The 23,756-nt window shown below is 72.8% G+C and carries 19 protein-coding genes; 13 read left to right on the forward strand and 6 right to left on the reverse strand.

Annotated features, from left to right (window positions below; genetic code table 11):
- Positions 1–3: 3 nt before the first annotated feature.
- Positions 4–1,275 carry a beta-ketoacyl-ACP synthase II gene (gene fabF, locus ACI2LW_RS22650; protein WP_404733019.1) on the forward strand — a complete coding sequence of 424 codons (1,272 nt, stop codon included), beginning with the start codon at positions 4–6 and terminating at the stop codon, positions 1,273–1,275.
- Positions 1,276–1,364: 89 nt separating this feature from the next.
- On the opposite strand, the gene ACI2LW_RS22655 is transcribed toward fabF, so the two are convergent.
- On the reverse strand, positions 1,365–1,859 hold the full coding sequence (locus ACI2LW_RS22655; RefSeq protein ID WP_404733020.1) for a DUF3145 domain-containing protein: 495 nt from the start codon (positions 1,857–1,859) through the stop codon (positions 1,365–1,367).
- A 279-nt stretch (positions 1,860–2,138) separates the two neighbouring features.
- On the opposite strand from ACI2LW_RS22655, the gene ACI2LW_RS22660 reads away from it, so the two are divergent.
- Both ACI2LW_RS22660 and ACI2LW_RS22665 read left to right on the forward strand, forming a co-directional pair.
- Positions 2,139–3,038 carry an SGNH/GDSL hydrolase family protein gene (locus ACI2LW_RS22660; protein WP_404733021.1) on the forward strand — a complete coding sequence of 300 codons (900 nt, stop codon included), beginning with the start codon at positions 2,139–2,141 and terminating at the stop codon, positions 3,036–3,038.
- Between the two features lie 14 nt (positions 3,039–3,052).
- Positions 3,053–4,027 carry an aldose epimerase family protein gene (locus ACI2LW_RS22665; RefSeq protein ID WP_404733022.1) on the forward strand — a complete coding sequence of 325 codons (975 nt, stop codon included), beginning with the start codon at positions 3,053–3,055 and terminating at the stop codon, positions 4,025–4,027.
- A 272-nt stretch (positions 4,028–4,299) separates the two neighbouring features.
- On the opposite strand, the gene ACI2LW_RS22670 is transcribed toward ACI2LW_RS22665, so the two are convergent.
- Complete coding sequence (locus ACI2LW_RS22670; protein ID WP_404733023.1) at positions 4,300–5,205, reverse strand: EI24 domain-containing protein; 906 nt, start codon at positions 5,203–5,205, stop codon at positions 4,300–4,302.
- 152 nt (positions 5,206–5,357) lie between these two features.
- On the opposite strand from ACI2LW_RS22670, the gene ACI2LW_RS22675 reads away from it, so the two are divergent.
- Positions 5,358–6,542 carry a serine hydrolase domain-containing protein gene (locus ACI2LW_RS22675; RefSeq protein WP_404733024.1) on the forward strand — a complete coding sequence of 395 codons (1,185 nt, stop codon included), beginning with the start codon at positions 5,358–5,360 and terminating at the stop codon, positions 6,540–6,542.
- A 97-nt stretch (positions 6,543–6,639) separates the two neighbouring features.
- Here the strand turns inward: ACI2LW_RS22675 and ACI2LW_RS22680 are convergent, their stop codons facing one another.
- Positions 6,640–7,662 carry an NADP-dependent oxidoreductase gene (locus tag ACI2LW_RS22680; protein ID WP_404733025.1) on the reverse strand — a complete coding sequence of 341 codons (1,023 nt, stop codon included), beginning with the start codon at positions 7,660–7,662 and terminating at the stop codon, positions 6,640–6,642.
- Between the two features lie 119 nt (positions 7,663–7,781).
- Here ACI2LW_RS22680 and ACI2LW_RS22685 point away from each other — a divergent pair, with 119 nt between their 5' ends.
- Complete coding sequence (locus ACI2LW_RS22685) at positions 7,782–8,231, forward strand: MarR family winged helix-turn-helix transcriptional regulator (protein ID WP_404733026.1); 450 nt, start codon at positions 7,782–7,784, stop codon at positions 8,229–8,231.
- 168 nt (positions 8,232–8,399) lie between these two features.
- Here the strand turns inward: ACI2LW_RS22685 and ACI2LW_RS22690 are convergent, their stop codons facing one another.
- The gene (locus ACI2LW_RS22690; RefSeq protein WP_404733027.1) at positions 8,400–9,461 is read right to left on the reverse strand and encodes a hypothetical protein; all 1,062 of its coding nucleotides are present in this window, start codon (positions 9,459–9,461) and stop codon (positions 8,400–8,402) included.
- Positions 9,462–9,707: 246 nt separating this feature from the next.
- On the opposite strand from ACI2LW_RS22690, the gene ACI2LW_RS22695 reads away from it, so the two are divergent.
- From ACI2LW_RS22695 to ACI2LW_RS22725, 7 genes are all read left to right on the forward strand, one after another.
- The gene (locus tag ACI2LW_RS22695; RefSeq protein ID WP_404733028.1) at positions 9,708–10,871 is read left to right on the forward strand and encodes a mandelate racemase/muconate lactonizing enzyme family protein; all 1,164 of its coding nucleotides are present in this window, start codon (positions 9,708–9,710) and stop codon (positions 10,869–10,871) included.
- Positions 10,868–11,878 (forward strand): zinc-binding dehydrogenase, encoded by a 1,011-nt coding sequence (locus ACI2LW_RS22700; RefSeq protein WP_404733029.1) that lies wholly within the window; start codon positions 10,868–10,870, stop codon positions 11,876–11,878. Before ACI2LW_RS22695 ends, ACI2LW_RS22700 begins: the two co-directional genes overlap by 4 nt.
- Before the next feature lie 265 nt (positions 11,879–12,143).
- Positions 12,144–13,112, forward strand: a complete 969-nt coding sequence (locus ACI2LW_RS22705; protein ID WP_404733030.1) for a hypothetical protein — start codon at positions 12,144–12,146, stop codon at positions 13,110–13,112.
- A gap of 248 nt (positions 13,113–13,360) precedes the next feature.
- Positions 13,361–14,467, forward strand: a complete 1,107-nt coding sequence (chvE, locus tag ACI2LW_RS22710; protein WP_404733031.1) for a multiple monosaccharide ABC transporter substrate-binding protein — start codon at positions 13,361–13,363, stop codon at positions 14,465–14,467.
- Positions 14,468–14,509: 42 nt separating this feature from the next.
- Positions 14,510–16,060 carry a multiple monosaccharide ABC transporter ATP-binding protein gene (gene mmsA, locus ACI2LW_RS22715; protein ID WP_404733032.1) on the forward strand — a complete coding sequence of 517 codons (1,551 nt, stop codon included), beginning with the start codon at positions 14,510–14,512 and terminating at the stop codon, positions 16,058–16,060.
- Entirely contained in the window at positions 16,057–17,301 is a 1,245-nt protein-coding gene (gene mmsB / locus ACI2LW_RS22720) for a multiple monosaccharide ABC transporter permease (RefSeq protein ID WP_404733033.1), read from the forward strand. The genes mmsA and mmsB overlap by 4 nt, the downstream gene beginning before the upstream one ends.
- A 164-nt stretch (positions 17,302–17,465) precedes the next feature.
- Positions 17,466–19,208, forward strand: coding sequence for a pyridoxal phosphate-dependent aminotransferase (locus tag ACI2LW_RS22725; RefSeq protein ID WP_404733034.1), 1,743 nt, complete (start codon positions 17,466–17,468; stop codon positions 19,206–19,208).
- Positions 19,209–19,286: 78 nt separating this feature from the next.
- On the opposite strand, the gene ACI2LW_RS22730 is transcribed toward ACI2LW_RS22725, so the two are convergent.
- Together ACI2LW_RS22730 and ACI2LW_RS22735 are read right to left on the reverse strand one after the other, a co-directional pair.
- Positions 19,287–19,937: a DUF4360 domain-containing protein gene (locus ACI2LW_RS22730; RefSeq protein ID WP_404733035.1), complete on the reverse strand. Its 651-nt coding sequence runs from the start codon at positions 19,935–19,937 to the stop codon at positions 19,287–19,289.
- A 254-nt stretch (positions 19,938–20,191) separates the two neighbouring features.
- The gene (locus ACI2LW_RS22735) at positions 20,192–20,650 is read right to left on the reverse strand and encodes an RrF2 family transcriptional regulator (protein WP_404733036.1); all 459 of its coding nucleotides are present in this window, start codon (positions 20,648–20,650) and stop codon (positions 20,192–20,194) included.
- 78 nt (positions 20,651–20,728) lie between these two features.
- On the opposite strand from ACI2LW_RS22735, the gene ACI2LW_RS22740 reads away from it, so the two are divergent.
- Positions 20,729–23,695, forward strand: coding sequence for a beta-galactosidase (locus tag ACI2LW_RS22740; protein ID WP_404733037.1), 2,967 nt, complete (start codon positions 20,729–20,731; stop codon positions 23,693–23,695).
- The last annotated feature ends 61 nt before the right edge of the window (positions 23,696–23,756 follow it).

Below are 23,756 nucleotides of genomic sequence, written 5' to 3' on the forward strand. Positions count from 1 at the left end.
CCCGTGAGCTCGACCAATCGCACCGTGGTCGTCACCGGTATCGGCGCAACCACACCGCTGGGTGGCGACGCAGCCTCGACCTGGGAGGCCCTGATCGCCGGCAAGTCCGGGGTGAAGCCGCTGGACCAGGAGTGGGCGGCCGAGCAGGCCGTCCGTATCGCGGCTCCCATCGCCGTGGAGCCGACCGAGACCATTCCGCGGCCGCAGGCGCGCCGCCTGGACCGCTCGGCGCAGTTCGCGCTGATCGCCGCGCAGGAGGCCTGGAAGGACGCGGGCTTCACCGCCCGGGCGGGCGAGGACGCCGCCGCCGACCCCGACCGGCTCGGCGCGGTCATCGCCTCCGGCATCGGCGGTGTGACGACCCTGCTGGACCAGTACGACGTGCTGAAGGAGAAGGGCGTCCGCCGCGTCTCCCCGCACACCGTCCCCATGCTGATGCCGAACAGCCCCTCGGCCAACGTGGGCCTGCTGGTGGGCGCCCGCGCGGGCGTGCACACGCCGGTCTCCGCCTGCGCCTCGGGCGCCGAGGCCATCGGCTACGCCATCGAGATGATCCGCACCGGCCGGGCCGACGTGGTCGTCGCGGGCGGCACGGAGGCGGCGATCCACCCGCTGCCCATCGCCGCGTTCGGCAACATGATGGCGATGTCCAAGAACAACGAGAACCCCGAGGGCGCCTCGCGCCCCTACGACGTCGACCGGGACGGCTTCGTCCTCGGCGAGGGCGCGGGCGTGCTCGTGCTGGAGTCCGCCGAGCACGCCGCCAAGCGCGGGGCCCGCGTCTACGCGGAGGCGGTCGGACAGGGCATCTCCGCCGACGCCCACGACATCGTGCAGCCGGAGCCGGAGGGCCGCGGCATCTCGCACGCCCTGCAGAACCTGATGGACCGCACCGACCTGGACCCGGCCGAGATCGTGCACGTCAACGCGCACGCGACGTCCACGCCGGCCGGTGACATCGCGGAACTGAAGGCGCTGCGCAAGGTGTTCGGCGACGACGCCGACCACATGGCGGTCTCCGCGACCAAGTCGATGACCGGTCACCTGCTCGGTGGCGCGGGCGGCGTGGAGTCGGTGGCGACCGTGCTGGCCCTGTACCACCGGGTGGCTCCGCCGACCATCAACGTGGACAACATCGACCCCGAGGCCGAGGCGAACGCGGACGTGGTGCGCGGCGAGGCGCGCAAGCTGCCCGTCGAGGGCCGTATCGCCGCGCTGAACGACTCGTTCGGCTTCGGCGGGCACAACGTGGTGCTGGCGTTCCGTTCGGTCTGAGATCGGTCTGAGCCGGCCGCGACGGCGCCGGTACGTGAGGAGGGCCCCCACCGGGCGGTGGGGGCCCTCCTTCCGTTCCTGACGCGGTCTCAGACGACCTGGTGCAGCCAGCGGACCGGGGCGCCCTCGCCCGCGTAGCGGAACGGCTCGAGTTCGTCGTCCCAGGGCTTGCCCAGCAGCTTGGCGATCTCCGCCTCCAGGTCCGTCTCGCCGCGCTGGGAGCGCAGCAGGGCGGCGCGCAGCCGGTCCTCGGGGATGAGGATGTCGCCGTGGATGCCGGTGACGGCGTGGAAGATGCCGAGGTCGGGGGTGCAGCTGTAGCGCTCGCCCTCGGCGGTGGGGCAGGGCTCCGAGGTCACCTCGAAGCGCAGCAGGTGCCAGCCGCGCAGCGCGGAGGCGAGCTTGGAGGCGGTGCCGGCCTCGCCCTGCCAGGAGAACTCCGAGCGCCAGGTGCCGGGCGCGGCGGGCTGGCGGATCCAGTCCAGGCTGACGCGCGTGCCGAGCACCCCGGCGACGGCCCACTCGACGTGCGGGCACAGCGCGCGCGGCGCGGAGTGCACGTACAGGACTCCACGTGTCGTCACCGGGACCTCCGGGCTGAGCGGGACTTGTGCGGGCGGGCGGACGGGTGCGGCGCGGGCGCCACGTTGAGGGCGAGGCTACCGTGCGGCGGCGCAAGGAGTGTGACGTACCGTCCGTCCCGGTGCCCGGAAACGCCTCCCATTCACCCGACGGGACGCCTGTGCGGGTGTGAGCCGTCCCACCGGGTGACCATGAGGGGGCGGGAACCCCCGCACGTTGTCATGGAGGGAAAGCAGGCACGGGGAAGCGACCGGGCAGGACGACCGAGGGGAACACCAGGGATGCGGAAGCGAAGCCACCGTACGCGGGCCGCGCACGCCGTGGTGGCGGCGGCCGTACTGGCCGTCGCCGGCTGCGACGCCGCGGGAGGGCAGACCTCCGGGCACCGGGAGAGCGGCGCGCGGGCGGCGCACCCGCCCGCGAACCCGGCGCCCGTCTGGGACCGCAGCCCGGACTCGATCGCCGCGGTCGGCGACTCCATCACCCGGGGCTTCGACGCGTGCGCGGTGCTGTCGGACTGCCCGGAGGTGTCGTGGGCGACCGGCAGCGACGCCTCGGTGAACAGCCTGGCGGTGCGGCTGCTCGGGGTGGCCGGGGCGGCGCAGCGCAGCTGGAACTACGCGGAGACCGGCGCCCGGGTGTCCGATCTGAACGGACAGGTCGCCCAGGCGGTGCTGCGCAGGCCCCAGCTGGTGACGGTGATGGTCGGCGCCAACGACGCCTGCCGGGCCAGTACGGCCGCGATGACGCCCGTCTCCGACTTCCGCGAGCGGTTCCAGGAGGCGATGAACACCCTGCGCCGGGCGCTGCCGAAGACCCAGGTGTACGTCTCCAGCGTGCCGAACCTGAAGCGGCTGTGGTCGCAGGGCCGCACCAGCGCGCTCGGCAAGCAGATCTGGAAGCTGGGCATCTGCCCGTCGATGCTCGGGGACGCGGACGCGCTGGACGCGGCGGCGGTCGAGCGGCGCGACACGGTGCAGAACCGGGTCAAGGCGTACAACAAGGTGCTGGCGGACGTCTGCGCCAAGGACCGCCGCTGCCGCTTCGACCACAACGCCGTCTTCGACTACCGCTTCGGCACCCGGCAGCTCAGCAAGTGGGACTGGTTCCACCCGAGCCGCGACGGCCAGGCGCGGCTGGCCGAGATCGCCTACCGCGTGGTCACGGCGGGGAAGCCCTGACCTAGGGTTCCCCCATGAGCGAACTTTTCGGCATACTTTCCGACGGCACCGAGGTCCACCGCTGGACGCTGGAGCGCGCGGGGGTGCGGGCCCGGGTGCTGTCGTACGGCGGGATCGTGCAGTCGGTCGAGGTGCCGGACCGTGAGGGCCGCACGGCCGGCGTGGTGCTGGGCTTCGCGGACCTGGACGGCTATCTGAGGCATCCGGAGCCGTTCCTCGGCGCGCTGATCGGCCGTTACGCCAACCGGATCGCCGGCGGCCGCTTCCCGCTGGACGGGCGGACGTACGCCCTGGCGCGCAACGACGGGCCCAACTCGCTGCACGGCGGCGATGGCGGCTTCGACAAGCGGGTGTGGGACGTGACGCCGGTCGAGCACGGGGTGCGGCTGTCGCGGGTCAGCCCGCACGGCGAGGAGGGGTTCCCGGGGAGGCTGGAGGTCGCCGCGACGTACACCCTGGACGGGACGGGCGCGCTGCGCATCGCCTACGAGGCGACCACGGACGCGCCGACCGTGGTGAACCTGACCAACCACTCGTACTGGAACCTGAGCGGCTCCGGCAGCGCGGGCGGTCACGAGCTGCGGCTGGCCGCCTCCCGCTACACCCCGGTGGACGCGCACCTGATCCCGGACGGCGCCCCCGAGGACGTGTCGGGCACCCGGTTCGACTTCCGCCGCCCGCGCAAGACGGGCGCCGGCTACGACCACAACTTCGTCCTGGACAAGGGCGTCACACCGGCCGCCGAGGAGGTCGCCGAGCTGCACGACCCCGCCTCGGGCCGGGTGCTGACGGTGGCCACCACCGAGCCGGGCCTGCAGCTGTACACGGCCGACCACCTCGGCGAGCCCTTCGCCCCCGGCGACGGGATCGCCCTGGAGACGCAGCACTTCCCCGACTCCCCCAACCGCCCCGACTTCCCGGCCACCGAACTCCGGCCGGGCCGGGTGTACCGCTCGGAGACGGTGTACGGCTTCTCGGTGCGCCGCTGAGCCCTGTCATCCGGGTCGTCCGAGCCCTGGCGTCCGGATCGTCCGGGTCGTCCGGGTCGTTCCGGCGTGGTGGGCCGGGACGCCACAAGCCCCGGCCCAGGGTCAGGTCCCGGACCGGGGCTGCTCGTGGGGATGCCCGCTCCCCACAGACGTTAATCGGCCGGACGGCCCGGCGGCCGGTGATCGCGCCGCGGGCCGCAACCTCGTACGAACCCTTCACAAACGGCGGGACAGGCGGCGGGGCGCGCCACCGGCCGCGCCCCGGGCCTTCCTCACCCGGTTCTCGTCCCCGGCCACGCTCCCGCCGCGCCCGCGCTCTCCTGCCCGTCGTGCCCGTCGCCGCCGCGGTCGCCGAGCCCACCGGTCCCGCCGCGCGCCCCGTCCTCGGCGGTCCCGCCGCGCGCCTCGTCCTCGCCGGTCCCGCCGCGCGCCCCGTCCTCGCCGGTCAGGTCGCGGGCGAGCAGGGTGGCGCCCGCGACCGCTCCCGGCATCAGGAACACCGCGGCGAACGGCACCAGGAAGGCCAGGGCCAGCGGGGTGCCGAAGCCCCACACCAGCGTCCTGCGCGAGCGCAGCAGGGCCAGCCGCTCGCGGAGCGCGACGTCCCGCCGCTGCAGGGCGATGGCGGTGAGCTCCTCGGTGAGGAAGAAGCCGGTGACGAAGAAGCCGATCACCGGCACCACCGTCTGCCCGGCCAGCGGCACGAACCCGAGGGCGAACAGCAGCACGCCCCACACCGCGGCCCGGAGGAGGACGCGCAGGCTGTCGCGGGCGGAGGTCCACAGCTCCCGCCACAGCGGCAGGCCGGACTCGGGCGCCGTGCCGTCCGGGGAGACGTCCCGGTCGACCCGCTCGGACAGGCTCTCGTAGAACGGCTGGCCGATCAGCAGGGTGACCGCGGTGAAGGTGACCACGGCCAGCAGCAGGCCGAGGGCGAACAGCACCGCGGTGAGGAAGCCGCGGAACAGACCCGCCCAGGGGGAGGTCCAGCCGTCGGCGAAGGGGGTGGCCCAGGCGACGGCGTCCTCGCCCCACAGGGCGAGCGAGACCAGGGCCGCCGCGTAGAGCACGAGGGTGATCAGGCCGGGCAGCAGGCCGAGGCCGTAGGACCGGCCGTGCCGTGCCATCCAGCGCTGGCCCTTCAGGAGATAGCTGAAACCCGCCCCTAGATCACGCATGGGGGAATGCTACCCAGGGCCTTTCCGGCCACCGGCCGTGGCGCTGTTGAGCCGGAGTTGAGTCGAAAGGGCGGCCCGCGCCGTACCGGAGGGCGTGAGTCTCGTGCACGGCACCGTGCACCGGCGGTCAGCGGTCGGGGTGAGGAGAGCGGATGAGCCGGACTGAGCGGATCCAGGTCCACGGCACCGTCGCCGAGGGCTACGAACCGGTGCGCGAGGAGTTCGCCGCCTTCGCGGCGACGCAGCGGCCCGACTACGAGGGCCAGCTGTGCGCCAGCGTGCACGGCCGGCCGGTGGTCGACCTGTGGGCGGCCGGGACACCGGTGGACGGCGAGCCGCCGGCGGACGGCGACTCGCTGTACGCCGTGTACTCCTCCACCCAGGGGGCCGCGCACCTGGTGGTCGCGCTCCTGGTGCAGGACGGCACCCTGGAGCTGGACCGCAGGGTGACGTACTACTGGCCGGAGTTCGCCGCCGAGGGCAAGGGCTCGCTGACCCTGCGGGACCTGCTGGCCCACCGGGCGGGCCTGGTGGGCACCGACACCGGTTTCACCCGCGCCGAGCTGGCCGACGACCGGGCGATGGCCGAGCGCCTCGCCGACCAGCGCCCGTTCTGGCGCCCCGGCGCCGCCTTCGGCCATCACGTCCTGGTCATCGGCGCGCTCACCGGCGAGATCGTACGGCGCGCCACGGGCCGCACCGTCCAGGAGCTGCACGAGGAGCGGGTGCGCGCGCCGTACGGCCTGGACTTCTTCCTGGGACTGCCGGCCGCCCGGGAGCCCCGGTTCCGTCCCGTCCAGCCGATGGCGCCGACGCCGAAGCAGCGGGCGCTGCTCGCCGAGCAGCACAGCGGCCCCCACTCGCTCGCCGCCATCGCCTTCAACCGGCACGGCGCCGAGCCCACGGACCTGGAGACGCTGCCGAACGACCGGCTGATCCGCGCCAAGGGCCCGGCCTCGGTGGGCGGGGTGGCGTCGGCGCGCGGACTGGCGGGCCTGTACGCGGCCGCGGTCTGCGAGACCGACGGCAAGGCGCCGCTGCTCAAGCCGGACACGGTGGCGGAGTTCGGGCAGTACCACTCGGCCGGCCACGACCTCGTGCTGCGCGGCCACCGGACGTACGGGCTGGGCTTCCAGGCGACCGCGGACACCTGGCACCCGTTCCTGGGCGCGGGCGCCATCGGCCACAGCGGCGCGGCCGGCTCCCAGGCCTTCGCCGACCCCGCGACCGGCCTCGCCTACGGCTACACCCGGCGCCGCTTCGCCTTCCCGGGCGGGGCGGCACCCGAGAACGACCGGCTCGCCCGGGCGGTGCACCGGGCGGCCCTGGCCGGCTGACCGGCTGACCGTCCGGGCGGCCCTGACCGGCTGACCGGCGGGCCGTCGTCCGGGGCGTTCGGGCCGACCGCGGGGTCCGGGCCGGGCCCGGGGCGGCTCACAGCTTGACGATCATCTTCCCGGTGTTGTCGCCGCGCAGCACCCCGAGGAACGCCTCGAGCGTGTTCTCCACGCCCTCGACGACCGTCTCCCGGTACTTCAGCCGCCCGTCGCGGACCCAGGGACCGACCTCCTGGACGAACTGCGGCTGGAGGTCGTAGTGGTCGCCGACGAGGAAGCCCTCGATACGGCCGCGGGTCTGGATCAGCCGGGCCATGTTCCTCGGGCCGGGGGCCGGCTCGGTGTTGTTGTAGACGGAGATCATGCCGCAGACGGCGATGCGGCCGCCCTGGTTGAGGGAGCCGATCGCGGCCTCCAGGTGCTCGCCGCCGACGTTGTCGAAGTAGACGTCGATGCCGTCGGGGGCGGCGGCCCGCAGCTGCTCGGAGACCGGCCCGTTCTTGTAGTTGAACGCCGCGTCGAAGCCGTACTCGTCCAGCAGGAGCTTGACCTTCTCGTCGGAGCCGGCGGACCCGATGACCCGCGAGGCGCCCTTGAGGCGGGCGATCTGGCCCACCTGGCTGCCCACGGCGCCGGCGGCGCCGGAGACGAAGACGGTGTCGCCCTCCTTGAAGGAGGCGGTGCGCAGCAGGCCGGCGTAGGCGGTGAGGCCGGTCATGCCGAGGACGCCGAGGTACGCCGAGAGGGGTGCGGCCCCGGGGTCGACCTTGACGGCCTGCCGGGCGTCGACGGCGGCGTACTCGCGCCAGCCGCCGTAGTGCAGCACGTGGTCGCCGACGGCGACGCCCTCGGCGCGGGAGGCGACGACCCGGCCGACGGCGCCGCCGAGCATGGGCTTGTTCAGCTCGTACGGCGCGGCGTAGGACTTCGCGGCGCTCATCCGGCCGCGCATGTACGGATCGACGGAGAGGTACTCATTGCGTACGAGGATCTGGCCGTCGCCCGGCTGCGGCAGCTCGGCCTCGACGAGGGCGAAGTCCTCGGGCTTCGGCCAGCCGACCGGGCGGCTGAGCAGGTGCCATTCACGGCTGACGGCGGGGAGCGCGGGGGTGTCGGACATGGCGGCGCCTCTCCTTCGGCGCACGGCCGGGCGGCCGTGCGGGGCGAATACTTCAGAAACTGAAACAACCATGCCCCTGAATATTTCAGGGTGTCAAGTAACGGGGTATCCTGGACGACATGGCCACTGCACCGCATACCCGCCGCCCCGACGAGCTGACCATGGAGGTCGTCGAGCTCATCGGGGACGTCGTGGCCCGGTTCTACGAGGACTACGAGGAGGCGGCCGGGGAGCACGCGCTGACCGGCGCCCAGGCCCGGCTGCTGAGCCTGCTGTCGCTGGAGCCGCTGCCGATGCGCAAGCTCGCGCAGAAGCTCAAGTGCGAGCCGTCGAACGTGACGGGGATCGTGGACCGGCTGGAGGCGCGCGGCCTGGTGGAGCGGCGCTCCGACCCGGCGGACCGCCGGGTGAAGGTGGCCGCCGCCACGGAGGAGGGGCGCCGGGTGGCCCGAGATCTGCGGGAGGGCCTGCGGTTCGCCCGCGAGCCGCTGGCCGGGCTGTCCGAGGGCGAGCGGCTGGCCCTGCGCGACCTGCTGCGGCGGATGCTGGACGTGGGGCCTGGAGCCTGAGCCCTGGCGGGCCGGGGCGGACCGGGCCGGGTGCGGCGGCTCCGGCGGGCGCGGGTCAACGGGCCGGGTTCGGGCCGTCCGGCCCGGGGCGGCGGAGGCGGTAGGCGGCGCGGCGGGGCGTGCCACGGCGGGAGGCCGGGGGCGTGTCCGCCCGTGTCGGCGCCGGGCCTACGAGCACCACCACAGGAACCGCTTGCACGTCTTCGTCGGTTTCGGCGTCGGCGTGGGGGCGGTCGTCGGGCCGGTGGTCGCGGTGGGCGTCGACCGGGGGGTCTGCTGGGTGGGTGCGGACGACGGCGCGCCGCCCGTGCCCGGGACCGTGCCCGGCGTCGGCGTGGCCGGCCGGCCGGGAGTGCTCGTCGCGCTCTTGTCCGGCTCGGCCTTGTCGTCCTTCGGCGAGGCGGAGGGGGACGCGGACTTCGACGCGTCCGGGGTCCTGCCGGCAGTGGTCCCGGCGGTGCCGCCGCCCGAGGGGCGGGCCGTCCCGTCCGCGCCCGGGGACGCCTTGCCGCCGTCCGTCTCGGCGCCGCCCGCCGCATCGGCCGGGCCCGGGCTGGAGAATCCGGGCAGTCCCGGTGCGTCGACGCCCAGTTCGGCCAGGCTCAGACCGCCCGCCGCCAGGACGAATCCCGCGGCGACCAGCAGCGTCCGGCGGCGGCGTCTGCGGTGGGCCGCCGCCTTGCGGTCGCGGCGGCTGGCCGCATCCTCGGGGCCGCCGGCGCCCTGGCCCCGCCCGCGCCCGCGCCCGCGCGCCTGCCGGCGTTCCGCGCGCCCTCGCGTCGTGGCGGGGCCGTCGCCTTCGTCCTGCCCGGCGTCCTCGTACCCCTCGGGGTCCTCGCGGCGCCCGGCGTCCTCGTACGGTCCGTCACCCTCGTACCGCCCGGCGTCCTCGTACCGTCCGGCGCTCTCGTAGCGCCCGGCGTCCCCGTGTTGTCCGGCGTCCCCGTGGCGTCCGGGGTGGCCGTACTGTCCGGGGTGGCCGAAGTCGCCGTCCGGCGGCGGGGCTTCGGGGGCCCCGGTGGGTCCGGCGCCGGCGCCGGGTGCCGTACCGGCGCCCCCGCCCGCGCCCCCGTACGGGACCGCGCCCGCCGCGGCGCCGGCGCCCGCTCCCGCCCCCGAAGGCGCGTACGCCTCCTGCCCGTACACGGGGAGGTTCTCGGCCGGGGTGCCGCATCCGGGACAGGTGAGGGCGCCGTTCAGGTGCCGGCGGCACGGGTGGCAGTAGTTCATGACGCCGGAAGACTAAGTTCCGCGCGGGTCACGTTCCTAGGCGCCACTGTGAAGGTTCTGTGGGGGACCGAAAGGGTTCCCGGAGAGTTTGCCGAAACCGTTACCCGTTCGCCCCATTGACACCCCCCTCGCCCCCTCCCTACTGTCACGCCAGCATTTCGAACGTGTGACGAAATACCGAACAACACAACAGCACGAGACCGTGCGGCGCGAGCAGCGCGGAACGACAGCCGAGGGGCAACTGCCGTGCGCATCACCAGAATCAGCACACACGTGGTCGGCACTCCGTGGCGCAACCTGACCTATGTCCAGGTCCACACCGACGAGGGGATCACGGGAGTCGGCGAGACCCGGATGCTGGGCCACACCGACGCGCTGATCGGCTATCTGCGGGAGGCCGAGACCAACCACATCCTCGGCTCCGACCCGTTCGCGGTCGAGGACCTGGTCCGCCGGATGAAGTACGGCGACTACGGCCGCGCGGGTGAGATCGTCATGTCCGGCATCGCGGTCGTGGAGATGGCGTGCTGGGACATCAAGGGCAAGGCCCTGGGGGTCCCGGTGTGGCAGCTGCTGGGTGGCAGGGTGACCGACCGGGTCAAGGCGTACGCCAACGGCTGGTACACCACCGAGCGCACCCCGGAGGCGTACCACAAGGCCGCCCAGGAGGTCGTCGCCCGCGGCTACCGGGCGCTGAAGATCGACCCCTTCGGCACCGGCCACTTCGAACTGGACCACGAGCAGACCCGTTACGCCGTCTCGCTCATCGAGGCGGTGCGCGACGCCATCGGCCCGGACGCGGAGCTGATGCTGGAGATGCACGGCCGCTTCTCCCCCGCCACCGCCGTGCGGCTGGCCCGGGAGCTGGCGCCGTACCGGCCGGCCTGGCTGGAGGAGCCGTGCCCGCCGGAGAACCTCAAGGCACTGGAGAAGGTCGCCGCCAAGGTGGACCTCCCCATCGCCACCGGGGAGCGCATCCACGACCGCATCGAGTTCCGCGAGCTGTTCGAGAGCCAGGCCGCCGACATCCTCCAGCCGGACGTCGGCCACATCGGCGGCATCTGGGAGACCCGCAAGCTCGCCGCCACCGCCGAGACCCACTACCTGCTGGTCGCGCCGCACAACGTCGGCGGGTCCGTGCTCACCGCCGCCTCCCTCCAGGTCGGCTTCACCACCCCGAACTTCAAGATCCTCGAACACTTCAACGACTTCGCGGACGCGGAGATCAAGAAGGTGGTCAAGGGCGCCCCGCGGGTGGACCCGGAGGACGGCTGCTTCCACCTCTCCGACGCCCCGGGCCTCGGCGTGGAGCTGGACGTCGACGCGGCGGCCGAGTTCCCGCAGCAGCGCGCCCACTTCGACCTGTGGGCCGAGGGCTGGGAGAAGCGCGACCCCCGGGAGGGACGATGAGCACCGCCGTCGTCGTCGAGGCGCCGGGCGCCCACCGGCTGGTGGAGCACACACCGCACGACCCCGGTCCCGGCGAGGCGCTGGTCGCCGTGCACGCGGTCGGCGTCTGCGGCAGCGACCGCGAGCTGTACCAGGGCAACCGGCCCGAGGGGTACGTCCGTTACCCGCTCACGCCCGGCCACGAGTGGTCCGGGACGGTGCGCCGGGTGGGCGCGGGCGTCCCCGCGGGACTCGTCGGCCGCAAGGTGGTCGGCGAGGGCTTCCGCAACTGCCAGGTCTGCGAGCGCTGCCACGCGGGCGAGACCACCCTGTGCACCGCCGGGTACGAGGAGACCGGCTTCACCCGGCCGGGTGCGATGGCCGGCACCCTGACGCTGCCGGCCCGGCTGCTGCACGTCCTGCCCGACGGCGCCGACCTCACCGCCGCCGCCCTGCTGGAGCCCGCCGCCTGTGTGGCCGCCGCCGCGCTGAAGGCCGGCGCCCGGCCCGGCGAGCGGGTCGCGGTGGTCGGCACCGGCACCCTCGGGATGTTCGCCGTGCAGTTCCTGCGGGCGGTCTCGCCGGCCGAGCTGCTGGTGGTCGGCACTCGTGACGACCGGGCGGCGCTGTCCCGGCGGTTCGGCGCCACCGGCTTCCGCACCAAGGACGGCGACTCGGCGCTGCCCGACGGCTTCGACGTGGTGATCGAGACCGCCGGGTCCGCGGACGCGGCCCGGACCGCGGCCGGGCTGCTCCGGCGCGGCGGGCGGCTGGTGCTGACCGGCATCCCGGCGCCGGGCGCCGACGGCCTGGACCCGACCGACCTGGTCGTACGGCAACTGGAGGTGCACACGGTCTTCGGGGCGCCGCCCGGCGCCTGGGCGCACGCGGTGCGGATGTTCGCGGCGGGCCTGCTCGATCCGCTGCCGCTGGTCAGCCACGAGCTCCCGCTCACCGAGTTCGCCCGGGCCATCGAGCTGGTCGGGGCGGGCGACCCCACGGTCGGCAAGGTGCTGCTCCGCCCCTGAGCCGGGCGCCGGACCCGGACGGGCGGGGTCCGGCGCCGGGCCGGCCCGGGCCCGGGTCGGCGTTTGAGCGGTCCGCCCGGGAACGGTGGCCGGGCGGCCCAGCTCCAACGCCCGGGCGACACCCCGGCGTCCGGGCGACACCCCGGCGTCCGGGCCGCACCGCAGTGGCCGGCGCACCGCCGGGCCTTTTCCACACCCACGGCCACGAACCACGTCCGATATCCCGAACAGGCTCGATGGCCCGGAGAAACACGAAGGACAGCCAGTGACCGACGCTTCCGCCACGGCGGCCCGCAGGCCCGGTGAGCAGGTTCTCACCACCCTCGGCCTGACCACCCCTGCCCCCGACCCCGCCGACGCCTCGCCGCACACCTTCCCCGGCGGTGGCCGCTGGCGCACCGAAATACCCTCCTGCGAGGGCCCCGAGGCGCTGGCCGTGGTCCTGAAGGAGTCCGCTCGGCTCGACGTGCCGATCCACCGCATCAGCCAGGGCAGCGGCGTCTGGATGCTGACCGACTCCGAGATCACCGAGATGGTGGACGCCACCGCCGAACGGGACATCGAGCTCTGCCTGTTCACCGGTCCGCGCGGCACCTGGGACATCGGCGGCTCGGTGCGCTCCGACTCGCGCGGGGCGGGCCTGCGCGCCCGCGGCCACGACGCGGTCGCCGGGTGCGTCGAGGACGCCGTGCGCGCGACGGAGCTGGGCGTCAGGTGCCTGCTGGTGGCCGACGAGGGCGTGCTGTGGACGCTGCACCGGGCGCGCGCGGCCGGCATCCTCCCGGCCGGCACCACACTGAAGGTGTCCGCGCTCATCGGCCCGGTCAACCCGGCCTCGTACGCCGTCTTCGAGCGCCTGGGCGCCGACTCCGTCAATGTGCCCAGCGACCTGACGCTCGACCACCTCACCGAGATCCGGAGGGTGTCGGCGGCCCCCATGGACATGTACATCGAGGCCCCCGACGACCTCGGCGGCTATGTGCGGATGTACGAGGTCGCCGAGCTGATCCGGCGCGGCGCGCCGCTCTACCTGAAGTTCGGCCTGTCCAAGGCGCCCGGCATCTACCCCTACGGCCACCATCTGCGGGAGCTGACCCTGGCCACGGCCCGGGAACGGGTGCGCCGCGGCCGGCTCGCGCTGGACCTGCTGGCCCGGCACGGGGCGGCCGGCGACATGGCGCCGCTCGGCTCCCGGCTGCCCGGGCCGCTGAACCGCTTCGACACACCGGCATAACGTTCCGGAAACTGAGCTTCACAGAAGCCCACACAGCCGCGCACAATCCCACACAACCGTTCGCGGCCAACCAGTCCGGCACCGTTCCCCGCCCCACTCCGAGCAGCGCCCCCGCCCCTCGCCGCAGCACCAACGCACCGCCGTAGCACCGCCGCAGCGACGGCCGCACCACCCGCACCGCCAGTACCCCAGCACCACCCGCACCACCCGGACCGACCGACCCGCACACCACCTCAAGGATGATGACCATGCGCAACCGCAGAGCCGCACTCGCCGCACTGGCCACCGGCGCCTCCCTCGCCCTCACCCTGACCGCCTGCGGGCAGAACAGCGAGGGCGGCAGCAAGCAGGACAAGGGCGACGCCAAGGGCGGCACCATCGGCATCGCCATGCCGACGAAGTCCTCCGAGCGCTGGATCGCCGACGGCAACAACGTCGTCAAGAACCTCCAGGCCAAGGGCTACAAGACCAAGCTGGTCTACGGCGAGGACGACCCGGACACCCAGGTCTCGCAGATCGAGAACCTGATCACCCAGGGCGTCAAGGGCCTGATCGTGGCGGCCATCGACAACAAGTCCCTCAACAACGTGCTGCAGGAGGCCGCGGACGCCAAGATCCCGGTCATCGCCTACGACCGGCTGATCCTCGGCACCAAGAACGTCGACTACTACGCCTCCTTCGACAACACCAAGGTGGGCGAGCTGCAGGCCGGTTACATCGTCGACAAGCTCGGCCTGAAGAGCGGCAAGGGCCCCTTCAACATCGAGCTGTTCGCCGGCTCCAACGACGACAACAACACCAAGTACTTCTTCAACGGCGCGATGAGCGTCCTGAAGCCGTACATCGACAGCAAGAAGCTGGTCGTCCGCTCCGGCCAGACCGCACTCAACCAGGTGACCACCCTGCGCTGGGACGGCGCCACCGCCCAGAAGCGCATGGACGACATCCTCACCTCGTCCTACAAGAGCCAGCGGGTCGACGCGGTCCTCTCGCCGTACGACGGCATCTCCATCGGCGTGCTCTCCGCGCTGAAGTCGGACGGCTACGGCTCCAAGAGCAAGCCGCTGCCGGTCATCACCGGCCAGGACGCCGAGCTCGCCTCGGTGAAGTCGATCATCGCCGGCCAGCAGACGCAGACCGTCTACAAGGACACCCGCAAGCTCGCCGACGTCGCCTCGAGCATGGTCGACGACGTGCTGAACGGCAAGAAGCCCGAGGTCAACGACACCAAGTCGTACGACAACGGCACCAAGGTCGTGCCGTCCTACCTGCTCCAGCCGGTGAGCGTGGACAAGTCCAACTACGAAGAGGTCCTGGTCAAGGGCGGCTACTACACCGACGCCCAGCTCAAGTAACCGCCCGCTCCCACCGACCGCACACGACTGGAAGGCACGACCATGGCGGGACCCGTCCTGGAAATGCGCTCGATCGTCAAGACCTTTCCCGGTGTCAAGGCGCTGTCGGACGTCACACTGACGGTCCGTCAGGGCGAGGTCCACGCCATCTGCGGCGAGAACGGCGCCGGGAAGTCCACCTTGATGAAGGTGCTCTCCGGCGTCCATCCGCACGGCACCTACGAGGGGGAGATCCTCTTCGAGCAGGAGGTCTGCCGCTTCAAGGACATCCGGGCGAGCGAGCACCGCGGCATCGTCATCATCCACCAGGAACTGGCGCTGGTGCCGTTCCTGTCCATCGCCGAGAACATCTTCCTCGGCAACGAGCACGCCCGGCGCGGCTTCATCAACTGGAACGACACCCTCAGGCACGCCACCGAACTGCTGCGCCGCGTCGGCCTCGACGAGCACCCGGAGACCCGGGTCGCCGACATCGGGGTCGGCAAGCAGCAGCTGGTGGAGATCGCCAAGGCGCTGTCGAAACAGGTGAAGCTGCTGATCCTGGACGAGCCGACGGCGGCGCTGAACGACGAGGACAGCGGCAAGCTGCTCGACCTGATCCTGGAGCTGAAGAACCAGGGCATCACCTCGATCATCATCTCCCACAAGCTCAACGAGATCCGCAGGGTCGCCGACTCGGTGACGATCCTGCGCGACGGCCGCACCATCGAGACCCTCGACGTGAAGGCGCCGGAGACGACGGAGGAGCGGATCATCTCCGGGATGGTGGGGCGCGACCTCGACCACCGCTTCCCGCAGCGGACCCCGCACCGGCCGGAGGAGGGCGCCGCGCCCGCCCTGGAGATCCGCGACTGGACCGTCCTCCACCCTATCGACCAGCAGCGCAAGGTCGTCGACGACGTGTCGATCGAGGTGCGGCGCGGGGAGATCGTGGGCATCGCGGGCCTGATGGGCGCCGGCCGCACGGAGCTCGCGATGAGCGTCTTCGGCCGCACCTACGGCCGGTACGCGGGCGGCACGGTCCTCAAGGACGGCGAGGAGATACGCACCCGGACCGTCGCGGAGGCGGTCGGCCACGGCATCGCCTACGTCACCGAGGACCGCAAGCACTACGGCCTGAACCTCATCGACACCATCAACCGGAACATCTCGCTGAGCGCGCTGCGCAAGGTCGCCCGGCGGGGTGTGGTGGACGAGCACGAGGAGCGGCAGGTCGCCGAGGGCTTCCGCACGTCCATGAACATCAAGGCGCCGACGGTCTTCGAGCCGGTGGGCAAGCTGTCCGGCGGCAACCAGCAGAAGGTCGTCCTCAGCAAGTGGATCTTCTCGGGTCCCGATGTGCTGATCCTGGACGAGCCCACGCGGGGCATCGACGTGGGCGCCAAGTACGAGATCTACACGGTCATCGACCAGCTGGCCGCCCAGGGCAAGGCGGTCGTCTTCATCTCCTCCGAACTGCCGGAACTGCTCGGCATGTGCGACCGCATCTACACCATGGCCGCCGGGCGGCTGACCGGCGAGGTACCGCGGGCCGAGGCCACACAGGAAGCGCTGATGCGCCGGATGACCAAGGACAAAGAGGTAACCCGATGAGCACGGATGTGACCGCCAAGAGCCCGGCCCCCGCGCCGCCGGGCGGAAGCGGAGCGGGCGCCGCCGGCGGCCTGCTCCGGCTGGTGCTGAGCGGACTGCGCCGCAACATGCGCCAGTACGGCATGCTGATCGCGCTCGGCCTGATCGTCGTCCTGTTCGAGATCTGGACCGGCGGGGACCTGCTGCTGCCGCGCAACGTCTCCAACCTGGTGCTGCAGAACAGCTACATCCTGATCCTCGCGATCGGCATGATGCTGGTGATCATCGCCGGGCACATCGACCTGTCGGTCGGCTCGCTCACCGCGTTCGTGGGCGCCTTCGCGGCCGTGCTCACGGTCAGCCACCATGTGGCGTGGCCGGTGGCGCTGGTGCTGTGCCTGCTGGTGGGCGCGGTGGCCGGCTCCGTGCAGGGGTTCCTGATCGCGTATCTCGGGATACCGTCGTTCATCGTCACACTGGCCGGAATGCTGCTGTTCCGCGGTCTGACGGAGATCCTGCTCAAGGGGCAGACCCTCGGCCCGTTCCCGGACGGCCTGCAGAAGATGGGCAACGGCTTCCTGCCCGAGACCGGCCCGGAAACGAACTACCACAACCTCACCCTGCTGCTCGGCCTGGTGCTGATCGCCGCCGTGGTGTGGCAGGAGGTGCGCGACCGGCGCCGCCAGCAGGAGTTCTCCCTGGACGTGCTGCCCGCGCGGATGTTCGCGCTGAAGCTGGTCGCCCTGGTCGCCGCGATCCTCGTCCTGACGCTGCTGCTCGCCAGCTACAAGGGCGCGCCGATCATCCTGATCATTCTGGGCGCCCTGGTGGTCGGCTACGGCTACGTCATGCGCAACGCCGTCTTCGGCCGCCACATCTACGCGATCGGCGGCAACCTGCCCGCCGCGAAGCTGTCCGGCGTCAAGGACAAGCGGGTCACCTTCCAGGTGTTCCTGAACATGGGCGTGCTCGCGGCCCTGGCGGGTCTGGTGGTCGCCGCCCGGCTGAACGCGGCCTCGCCCAAGGCGGGCGTGAACTTCGAACTCGAGGCGATCGCCTCCTCGTTCATCGGCGGCGCGTCCATGAGCGGCGGTGTGGGCACCGTCCTCGGCGCGATCATCGGCGGTCTCGTCCTCGGCGTGCTGAACAACGGCATGAACCTGCTGAGCGTCGGCACCGACTGGCAGCAGGTCATCAAGGGCCTCGCGCTGCTGGTGGCGGTCGGGTTCGACGTGTGGAACAAGCGCAAGTCCGGTTCGTGAGGAGGCCGGGGGCCCCTACCCATCGGACACACGTCCCACACATGGGTTGAACGGCGTCCCGTCCGCCTCCGTATCCATGGGCGGCCCGTGCTCCCCCGCACGGGCCGCCCAAAGACGACGGGCCCGGCCGTCTCCAGGCCGGGCCCGCCCCATACGGAGGTTCCATGGCCGACAACGTCACCTCGCTGTTCCGCGGCACCGCGGCGCACAGCCCGTCGATGGCGGCGCTGACGCGGGAGGGCGGCGACGGGGCCGGTCCGGTGGACTTCTGCATCCCCTGCAATCCCTACTTCCCCACGCCCGCCATGTTCGAGGACATGGCGGCGCGGCTGCGGGACATCATCACGTACTACCCCTCCAGCGCCGACACCATCACGGCCGAGCTGTGCGAGCTGCTGCAACTGCCGCAGCAGTGCGTGGCGATGGGCAACGGCTCCACCGAGCTGATCACCTGGATCGACCATCTGCTGGTCCGCGAGTCGCTCGCGGTGCCCGTGCCCACCTTCGGCCGCTGGACCGACCAGCCGATGGAGACCGGCAAGCGGGTCGACATGTTCCCGCTGCAGGAGGCCAACGGGTTCGCCCTGGACCTCGGGCAGTACGGGGCGTTCATCCGCAAGCGCGGGACCAAGGTCGCGGTGATCTGCAACCCGAACAACCCGGACGGCGGCTTCCTGCCCCGGCACGCGGTGGTGCAGTTCATGGACGCCATGGCCGACCTGGACCTGGTGGTGATCGACGAGTCGTTCCTGGAGTTCGCCGACGCGGAGGCCGAACCGAGCGTGGTGCAGGAGGCGATGCTGCGGCCGAACGTGGTCGTGCTGCGCAGCCTCGGCAAGAACTTCGGGCTGCACGGCATCCGCTTCGGCTACCTGGTCGCCAACCCGGCGCTCGCCGGGCGCATCCGCTCGATGCTGCCGAAGTGGAACCTGAACTCCTTCGCCGAGCACGTCGTCTTCATGCTGAAGGAGCACGGCGCCGAGTACCAGCAGAGCCTGCAACAAGTGCGCCGGGACCGGCTGGAGATGGCCGGCCACCTCTCGGCGCTGCCCGGCCTGACGGTCTACCCGTCCCAGGGCAACTTCCTCTTCGTGCGCCTGCCGGTGGGCGCCGAGGGCACGGTGGTCCGCGACCGGCTGCTCACCGAGCACCGGATCCTGGTCCGCGAGTGCGGCAACAAGATCGGTTCATCCAGCCGCTTCCTGCGGCTCGTGGTGCGCCCCGAGGTGGACGTGCGTCGCCTGGTGTCCGCCATGGAACAGGTGCTCTACGGGACCAGGAGGGGAGCCGCCGTACCCGAGCTGGGCACCGGGACCAGCTACAGCTCGGGTACGGCGGCGGTCGACCGGCTGATGAGTGAGACCAACGGGTCCGGTGTGCGGGGGCTGGCCGCCCAGGCCGTCGGCGCCGGTCCCGCTCCCGGGCCCGCCGCCGGCAACGGCATGCCGCTCCCCGCCGTGGCGTCCGCCGCGCCAGCGGCGCAGCCGGGCGCCACCGGGATGCCGGTGCCGGCGGCGGCCCAGTCCCCGGCCTCCCCGCCGGCGCAGCCCGCACCCGCCCCGATGCCCACGCCGACGCCCGCACCCGCGCCTGCACCCGCACCCGCACCCGCACCCACGCCCGCGCCCGCGCCCATGCAGCCGATGGCCCCGGCCGCGCAGCTGCCCGGCGGACCGGTGCCCGTCCCCGCCCCGGCACCCGCACCGATGCCGGCGGCGGCCTCGTTCCCGGCGCCGGCCGGCCCGACCCCGCCGGGCGTCCCCGCCCGCGGGGGTCTGACGGCCGCCCAGGTGCGCGGCATGACCGCCCCGCCCCCGAACAGCCAGGGCCTCACCCCGGCCCCCGCCACCGGCTGGCCCAACCCGCAGAGCTGGCCCAACGCGGCGGGCATGGGCCAGGCGGGCTGACCCGGACCGCTCACAGGGCGCCCACGGCACCACCGGCGCCCTGACCCGGGCCACACCCGGGTCAGGGCGCCGGGCGGGTCAGTTCCTCGGGCACTGCTTCCAGGCCATGTGGTACACCGTGCTGATGTCGCCGTCCGTGGAGTCCATGGTCATGAAGCTGACCTTGCCGGGCGCGGAACTGCCCGCGTTCACCCGCAGTTCCGTGTTGATGTTGAAGTTGCGCAGGACTCCGCAGGGCGCCCACACCAGTTGGGACCAGTCGGTCTCGTCGGTGGCCTGCCAGTCGTCGTTGTAGGGGCCGCTGAGGGGGTGGTTCTTGTACGCGGTGTTCGGGGAGCCCTGGAAGTAGTACGAGGCTCTCTGGGTGCCGCCGGCCCCGCGCTGGAGCGAGGCGAAGCCCCGGTAGTCGGCGCTGGCGATGGCGTAGGTGAAGCCCTGCGGCACATGGACGATCAGGTTGAGCTGGCAGTTCTTGCGGAACGCGGTGGGATCGGAGTTGCCGCCGGCCTGCGCGAGGTACTCGCTGTAGGTCACCGTGAACGCGGTGTTGTCCGGGGAGACGGCGACGGCGGCCGTGCCCTGCGGACAGCCGGAGCCGTTCACCGTGGCGATGTCGATGACGATCTTGTCCGGCGGCGGGTCGGTCACCACCGGTGAGGAGTGCGGCGCGGGAAGCGCGGTGGTCAGGAGCGCGGCGATCGCGCCGGTCATGAGCATTCCGCCGGCCATGGTTCTCCATCCGTTCGGTGGGGGGTGGACCTGGACACTGGTGCGTCATGCGCATGCCAAATGGGCGCGCGCACGCGCTCCCCGCCCGTGGAGGAACGGTGGACGCGCTGTGAAGGCCGGGGAGCGCTGGGAATCGTACGCAGCCGCCGCTACCCCGAGTAGGTCACTCTCCGGCCATTCACTTCGGCTCACTCACGCGTGTGAAGGGCCCCCTCACGGGCCCCTCACGGACCCCCTCACGAGCCCCGGCCCCCTCACGGGTTCTCCCACGCGGCCGGCTCCGCGGCCAGCCGCCGTACCGGCTCCGGCAGCGCGCCCGCCGCGATGTCGGCCACCGTGACGCCCTCCAGGATCTTGCGCACATTGGCGCGCAGCGCGATCCACAGCGGGAGCAGCGGCTCGGCCGAGCCGGTGTAGGCCAGGCCCGTCGGCCGCTCCCCGCGCACCGACACGATCGGCCCGTCGACCGCGCGGATCACATCCGCCACGGTGATCGCCGACGCCTCGCGCGCCAGCCCGTACCCGCCGCCCCCGCCGCGCCGGCTGGTCACCACGCCCGCGCGCCGCAGATCGCCGAGGATGCCTTCGAGGAACTTGTGCGGAATGCCCTGTTCCGCCGCGATGGCCTCGGCCTTCACCGGGCCGTCCCCCTGCCGCACGGCCAGTTCCAGAACCGCCCGTACCGCGTAATCCGCCCGTGCCGAGATCCTCATGCGTCCATTGTGACTCCCGGTTGCGTGGAGAATGGCGGCACCCGCGCCCCGTAGGATCGCCGCTCGGGAGGCACACTCTTGGCGCTCAGCAGACGTTCATTCAGCGCCCTCGCGGGCACCGCCGCGCTCGGACTCGCCCTGGGCGGCAGCGGCGGGCCGGGGGCGCCGTCGGCGTACGCCGCCCGCTCGGTGCCGACGGGCCCGCCGCCGCCCCCGCCGAGCGCGGACGGCCGCCGCCACAGCGTCGGCTTCGACCGCCACTCGCTGCTGGTCGACGGCCGGCGCCTGGTGCTGTGGTCCGGCGAGATGCACCCGTTCCGGCTGCCCAGCCCCTCGCTGTGGCTGGACGTGCTGCAGAAGATGCGCGCCCACGGCTACAACGCCGTGAGCGTGTACGTGGCCTGGAACTACCACTCCCCCGCGCCGGGCAGGTACGACTTCACCGGTGTGCGCGACCTGGACCTGTTCCTGCGCATGGCCGCGCAGACCGGGCTGTACGTCGTGCTGCGCCCCGGCCCCTACATCAACGCCGAGGTGGACGGCGGCGGTTTCCCCGGCTGGCTCACCGTCACCGAGGGCTCCGCCCGGACCGCAGACCCGGTCTACCTCAAGCACGTCGACGAGTGGCTGACCCGTGTCGACGCCATCGCCGCACGGCACTTGTACACCCGGGGCGGCGGCACGGTCCTGCTCTACCAGATCGAGAACGAGTACGACGCCCACGTGGACGAGCCGGCCGGCCGCGCCTACATGTCCCACCTCTACAAGAAGGTCCGCGCCGACGGCATCGACGTTCCCCTCTTCCACAACGACAAGGCCAGGAACGGCTACTGGATCCCGGGGTCCTTCGACACCGGCGGGGAGAGCGGCCGTTGGCTGTACGGGTTCGACGGCTACCCCTCGCCGTCCCAGCCCCCGCCCGACTGGGGGCGCTTCGGCACCGGCGGCAGGACCGGCGGGGCCACCGCCAGCCCCCGCACGCCCGGGTTCCTGCCCGAGTTCGGCGGCGGCTGGTTCGACCCGTGGGGCGGGATCTTCTTCAAGGGCAAGGGGTACGCCGAGGCGCGGCGCACCCGGGACGCCGCCTACGAGCGGCGCTTCCACCTGACCAACCTCGCCAACGGCATCACGCTGCACAACGTCTACATGACCTACGGCGGCACCTCGTGGGGCTGGCTGCCCGCCCCGGTGGTCTACACGTCGTACGACTACGGGGCCGCGCTGGACGAGGGCCGGCGGCCGACCTCCAAGCTGGTGCCGATGCACCAGACGGGGCACATGCTCCAGCGCATCCCCGACTTCGCCAGGCTGGACCCGGCGGCGGACGTGAAGGCGCCCGGGCTGAAGGTGTACCACCTGGCCAACCCGGACACGGACGCCCACGTCTACGTGGTGCGCAACGACGGCGACGAGGAGGTCTCCTCCCGGCTGCCGGCCGCCGGCGAGGAACTGCCGGTGACCGTGCCGGCCCGGGACGCCCGGCTGCTCGTCACCGGGCTGGACCTGGGCGGGCGCAGGGTGCGGTACGCCACCGCGCAGCCGATGCTGTTCATGACCGCGGACGGGCAGGACGTCGCCGTGTTCTGCGGCCGGCGCGGCGACATGGCGCGGGTGGTGCTGGAGTCCGCCGAGGAGCCGCTGGTCACCCGGCTCAGCCAGCAGGCCGCGTACGTCTACGACCAGGGGCTGGTGCACATCGTCGTACCGCTCGGCGCGGGCGGTCTGATCGGGGTGCGGGTCGAGGGCGACGAGGGCGCCCGGCCGCTGCTGCTGCTCTTCGCCGACGAGGCGACCTCCGTGCGGCTGTGGCCGTACGAGACGCCGTCGGGCTCGCTGCTGGTGTACGGTCCCGCGCTGCTGCGCACCGCCGCCGTGCACGACCGGACGCTCCGGCTGACCGGGGACACCGTGGAGGCCACCGGCCTGGAGGTGTGGGGGCCGCGCGGCACGCGGAGCGTGACGTGGAACGGGCGCCCGGTGCGCACCAGCCCGACCGGCTCGGGCTCCCTGCGCGCCACCGCGCCGCTGCCCGGCGTGCCCGAGGTGGAGCTGCCCGTGCTCGGCGGCTGGCGGATGCGCCACGAGAACCCCGAGTCCGCGCCCTCCTTCGACGACTCCGGCTGGCAGCCGGCCGACCGGACGTCCTCGCACAGCACGACCCCGGTGCCCGAGGGCCGGCCGGTGCTGTTCGCCGACGACTACGGCTTCCACTACGGCGACGTGTGGTACCGCGGCACCTTCACCGACGCCACCGGCGTCGAGGCGGTCTCGCTCGCCTACAGCACCGGCACGCAGGGGCTGCTGATGGCCTGGCTGGACGGCGAGCCGCTCGGCACCCACCGGATGCCGGTGCCGGACAACGGCACGATCCGCCGCGGCACCTGGCAGGCGACGGCCAGGTTCGCGGTGCGCGAGCGGCTGCGCACGCCCGGCCGGCACGTACTGTCCGTCCTGGTGCGGCGGATGGCGCACGACCAGGACGGCGGGTCGCGGGACACGCACAAGGCGGCCCGCGGGCTGACGGCGGTGGACTTCACCGGCGGCGCGCCCGAGGTGCGCTGGCGCATCCAGGGCGCGGCCGCGCCCGACCCGGTGCGCGGGCCGATGAACAACGGCGGGCTGTTCGGCGAGCGGGAGGGCTGGCACCTGCCCGGCTTCCCCGACCACGACTGGGAGCGGGCCACCTTCCCGCGGGCCGCGCGCCGGCAGGGGGTGACCTGGTACCGGACGACGTTCAAACTGGCCGTGGACCCGGGGGTCGACGCCTCGATCGGGCTGACGCTTGAGGACGACCCGCACCGCGCCTGGCGCGCGCAGATCTTCCTCAACGGCTGGAACATGGGCCAGTACGTCAACGACGTCGGACCGCAGCACACCTTCGTGCTGCCCAACGGCATCCTGCGCACCCGGGGCGAGAACACCCTGGCGCTGGCGGTGCTGTCGGAGCTGACCACGCCGGCGGGCCCGGGGCGGGTGCGGCTGACCCTGCTGGGCAGCGCGGCGGGCGGCGTGCCGGTGACACCGGTGGCCTGCCCCGGCCGCTGAGTCCGTGCGCACAAGCGGTCGTCAGCCGGTGAACAACGGTCACCGCATCGCATGACGCGGA

This window comes from Streptomyces sp. NPDC004065, from assembly GCF_044903565.1.
Classification (GTDB): Bacteria; Actinomycetota; Actinomycetes; order Streptomycetales; family Streptomycetaceae; genus Streptomyces.